We start from the raw sequence: 4,211 nt of genomic DNA, 5'->3' as shown, positions 1-4,211 counted from the left end.
GGCCGTCCAGCGACACGCCCCGCCCGCCCGCCGCCGCCGCGGTCCCGGGCCGGTGTGCTCCAGCAGCCGCGAGGTCACGACCGCGCCCGACACGACCGTGAACAACAGGAACGCCGCCAGGGCCACGAAGAAGGCCAGCAGGTTGAACTTGAAGAAGCCGTGCGGCTCGGTCTCGTCGTGGATCAGGTTCAGCCCGGCCAGCAGGGCCTTGAAGCCCCGGTGCGCGGCGTAGCCGCCGATGACCACGGCGAAGAAGCTCTGGGCCGAGACCGTGCTGGCCGAGGCGTTCGCCAGGCGGTCGATCTCCTGCATGAAGATGGCGCGCGCGGCGTGCGGCATGACGTCGGCCAGGGCGGCCGCCTGTTCGCTGACCTGGCCGATCGAAAGCACGGCCTTGTAGAAACCGATCAGGATCGCGATCGCCGGAAACACCGCCAGAAGGGCGAAGAAGGAGACGCCCCCTGTGTACAGCATCACGTCACGGCCCCAGCTGCGCGTGAAGGCCTTCACCGACAGCCGCCCCCAATGCATGGGCGTCGCCCAGCGCGTGGCCGCGGCCATTTCAGTCGTGTCGCTCAATCCGGTCCCCACAACCGCCAAGAGCCCACCCTTACTCCTTTTCGTCCGTAGGGGAACCGCCCCTGGTGGTCGCACGGGGGAAATCCGGCCCGCGCCGTTGCCTCCCGCCCGGCGCCCTCGCTATGGTCCGCGGCAGTGACGACCGCCCCGGGCCGGAGGCGGCCTGGAGAACGCCGCCCTTGTCATCCGATCCCCGAATCCTGGTCGTCGCGCCCGACGACGGCCTGATCGGTCCGCTGTGCCAGGGGCTGGACGCCCTGGGCTGGCGCACCGTCACCGCGCGATCGCTGGCCGGCGCGGTGCAGGTCCTGATCGACTGGCCCCTGGAAGCCGTGATCCTGGACGCCCGGCTGCCTGAGGCCGAGGACGGCGTGCGCGCCATGCGCCAGACGGTGTCCCCGCGCCGCCTGCCCGTCCTGGCGGTCGGCGACACCGCCGGCTGGGAGCCCGGGCTGATCGACATCGGCATGTCCTCCACGCCCCATGCCGCCCAGGCGGCCCTGCGGCTGGAGAATCTGGTCCGCTCGGCCATCGCCGAAGAGGAGGTCAGCCTGCGCGAGGCCACCTTCGCGGCCCGCGGAGAACCGTTGGCGACCGGTGAGGCCGACGCCTCCGCGCTGAGAGTTCTGGCCGCCGGCAAACCCGACCGGCATTTCCTGGCCCTGTCCAACGCCTTGACCGCCCAGGGATGCGAGGTGGTGGCGGCGCCGACGCCCTACACCGCCTTCGACTATCTGCACGAGCGCCCGTTCGACGCCGCGGTGCTGTGGGGGGCGGAGGACCACACGCCCGCCCTCTCGATAGCCTCGGGCATGAAGCGCAACACCCGCCTCTATCACATCCCGGCGGTGCTCTATCTGCGTGGGTCCGGCGAGATCAATCTGGCCGAGCTGTACAACCGCGGCTTCGCCGACGTCGCCGCCGCCGACACCCCCGAAGAAGAGACGGCGAATCGAATCGTGGCCCTGGCTCGCGCGCATCGCCGCCATCTTACGGTCCGTCGCGCGCTGGAAGGCGCGCGAGGCTCGGGCCTGACGGACCCGGCGACCGGCCTGTTCACTCCAGAGCTGTTCGCCAGCCACCTGGCCCGCGTCGCCAGGGCGCGCGCCTGCGCCGTCGCCCGCTCTCGGTCGCCGTCCTGAAAGTGGCCGACACCGAGGCCGTGCGCGAAAGCGCGGCGGGGCGGCTGGCTGGACCGCGCCCTGCCCCAGATCGGCGCCATGGTATCGCGCCTGATCCGCACCGAGGACACCGCCGCCCGGCTCGCCGCCGACGTCTTCGCCCTGGCGCTGCCCGCCACTCGCGGCCAGGCGGGCCGGATCGCCGCGGACCGGATCGCCGCCGTGATCGGCTGCACGGCCTTCGACGCCGGCGCCGATAAGACCCCCTTCGTGGTCGAGTTCGAAGTCGGCGTGGCCGAGGTCATGCCCGGCGAATCCCCCGCCGTGGTGCTGGAACGGGCGTCCGCCGACATCCGGGCTTCCGCCGCGAACTAATTTGACAACTTTCTCTGTCTAATGCACGGTCGGGCCATGTCCGCCCGCCCGTCCGCCTTGCTGGACTCGCTGGAGGCCGCTCGCGCGGCCCTGACGCCGCTGCGCCAGCAGATCCTCGCGGGTCTGACGGAGCCGACCTCCGCGGCCGGCTTGGCGGAAAAACTGGGCATGCCGCGCCAGAAGATCGGCCATCATCTGAAGACGCTGGAAGTCGCCGGCCTGATCCAGCCGGCGGGCGAACGCAAGAAGCGCGGTTTCACCGAACGGCTGTTCATCGCCGCCGAACGCTATGTTCTGGACCCCGCCCTGTTGCAGGCTCCGCCCGATCCGGACGCCGTCCGGACCCAGGATCGCCATGCCGTCGATCACCTGGTCGCCACGGCCTCGACCATCGTGCGCGACGTGGCCCGGATGCGGCAGGCGGCCGAGGCCGAGGGATCGCGTCTGCTGACCCTGACCGTCGAGGCGGACGTGACCTTCGCCACGCCGGCCGATTTCGACGCCTTCTCCAACGACGTGGCCGAGGCCGTCGCCGCCCTCGCCCGGCGCTACGCCGCGCCCTCCGGCCGCCGCTATCGCCTCGCCGCCGCCGCCTATCCCGCCGTCGCCCGATCCGCTCCGACAAGGAACTGAGCCATGACCGAAGCCGCCGACCAACCCAGGGAGGACCATGTCCTCGTCGAAGTCACCGTGCCGGCCCCGGCCGACCTGGTCTGGGACGCCCTGCGCGACCCCCAGAAGATCAATCACTGGTTCGGCTGGGACGCCGACAGCCTGAAGGACGAGATCGACTTCATCTTCGTCACCCACGCGACGATCGACGAGGTGCGCAGGATCGTCAGCTTCGAGGGCGTCAACGACCGCTACGAGGTCGAAGCTCGAGGCGACCGGACGGTGGTGCGCGTGGTCCGCTCGGCGCCCGCGGGCTCCTGGTCCGACGTCTTCGACGGCATGATCGAGGGCTGGATCTCCTTCACCTGGCAGCTGGCCTTCGCCTTCGCCCGACATGACCTTAAGCCCCGCCGGACGATCTTCCTTTCGGGCCCGCCACACGCCGACAAGCTGGGCCGGTCGCTGCTGGGCCTCGACGCCGCGCCGGCCCCGGGCGAACCCTGGTCCGGGCCGCTCGGGCCTGACGTCTCCGCGGGACAAGTCTGGTTCACGGCGCGCCATCAGCTGGGCGTCACGGTCGACGCCTGGGGCGACGGCCTGCTGGTCGTCGTGGACCAGCCGCCGACCGAGAAGCAGCCGCGTGGTTTCACCATGCTGACGCTGACGACCTACGACCTTCCGGACGCCGACTTCGCCGACTTGGAAGCCCGCTGGAGGGTCTGGTGGGACGAGCGCTTCGAGACCGTCGGCCCCGGCTGCTGAAGTGAGGCTGCAGACCGACCGACTGCGGCTGCGTCCGTGGGAGGGCCGCGACCGGGCGGCCTTCGCGGCGATAAACGCCGATCCCGAGGTTCGGCGCTACTACCATCCGGCCGTGCTGAGCCGCGACGAAAGCGACGCCGTGGTCGACCAGGCCCTGGCCGATCTGGCCCGCGACGGCTTCGGCTTCCTGGCGGTCGAACGCTTGGAGGACGGCGCCCTGGTCGGCGGCGCGGGCCTCTCCAGGCCCGATCCCGCCGCCCTTCAGGCCTGGCCTCTCGAGATCGGCTGGATCCTGGGCCGCGCCTCCTGGCGGCAGGGCTTCTCCGTCGAGATCTCCCGCGCCTGTTTCGACTTCGCCTGGCGCGATCTCGGGGCCCGGAGCGTTATCGGCTACACCTCGGCGATCAACCATCCGTCGCGGCGCGCCATGGCGGCTGCGGGGATGACCGAGGTCGCGGACGCGGCCTTCGAGGACGACACCGTGCCCGAAGGCGACCCGCTGAGACCGCATGTGCTGTACCGCATCGACCGGCCCACCTGAGCCGGTCAGAGCCGTCGGTGCATGACATGCAGGCCGACCAGGCCATCCGTCGGATGATCGAACGCTTCGGGCACGGTGGCCAGGACCTCGAAAGCCGAGCGCCCGCCACAGCCGCACCGCAGGCCGGTTGGCCTCGACCACGGCGTTGAAACTGCATCGCGCGGAAGCCCTGACCGACCGCCCAGGCGATCGCGCCTCGCCCAGGGCCCGGCCCACGCCCC

At 71.2% G+C, this 4,211-nt stretch carries 6 protein-coding genes; 5 read left to right on the top strand and 1 reads right to left on the bottom strand.

What is annotated here, in order from left to right; translation table 11 throughout:
* Window positions 1-579: YihY/virulence factor BrkB family protein (locus tag AC2W7C_RS14085; protein ID WP_486001998.1), on the bottom strand; the 579-nt coding region annotated here is incomplete at its 3' end.
* A gap of 179 nt (window positions 580-758) precedes the next feature.
* On the opposite strand from AC2W7C_RS14085, the gene AC2W7C_RS14080 reads away from it, so the two are divergent.
* The 5 genes from AC2W7C_RS14080 to AC2W7C_RS14060 are packed head-to-tail and all read left to right on the top strand — an operon-like array spanning window position 759 to window position 3,990.
* Complete coding sequence (locus AC2W7C_RS14080) at window positions 759-1,721, top strand: response regulator transcription factor (protein WP_486001997.1); 963 nt, start codon at window positions 759-761, stop codon at window positions 1,719-1,721.
* Between the two features lie 48 nt (window positions 1,722-1,769).
* Window positions 1,770-2,075 carry a diguanylate cyclase domain-containing protein gene (locus AC2W7C_RS14075; protein WP_486001999.1) on the top strand — a complete coding sequence of 102 codons (306 nt, stop codon included), beginning with the start codon at window positions 1,770-1,772 and terminating at the stop codon, window positions 2,073-2,075.
* A gap of 36 nt (window positions 2,076-2,111) precedes the next feature.
* Entirely contained in the window at window positions 2,112-2,708 is a 597-nt protein-coding gene (locus AC2W7C_RS14070) for an ArsR/SmtB family transcription factor (protein WP_486001996.1), read from the top strand.
* Window positions 2,709-2,711: 3 nt separating this feature from the next.
* Window positions 2,712-3,449 carry an SRPBCC family protein gene (locus AC2W7C_RS14065; protein ID WP_486001995.1) on the top strand — a complete coding sequence of 246 codons (738 nt, stop codon included), beginning with the start codon at window positions 2,712-2,714 and terminating at the stop codon, window positions 3,447-3,449.
* A gap of 1 nt (window position 3,450) precedes the next feature.
* Window positions 3,451-3,990, top strand: coding sequence for a GNAT family N-acetyltransferase (locus tag AC2W7C_RS14060; RefSeq protein ID WP_486001994.1), 540 nt, complete (start codon window positions 3,451-3,453; stop codon window positions 3,988-3,990).
* Window positions 3,991-4,211: the final 221 nt, after the last annotated feature.

The organism is Brevundimonas sp. CURTG3B2_SDJG (assembly GCF_057364705.1).
The sequence above is the reverse complement of the archived record's forward strand: the minus strand, read 5'-3'. Positions and strand labels throughout refer to the sequence as shown.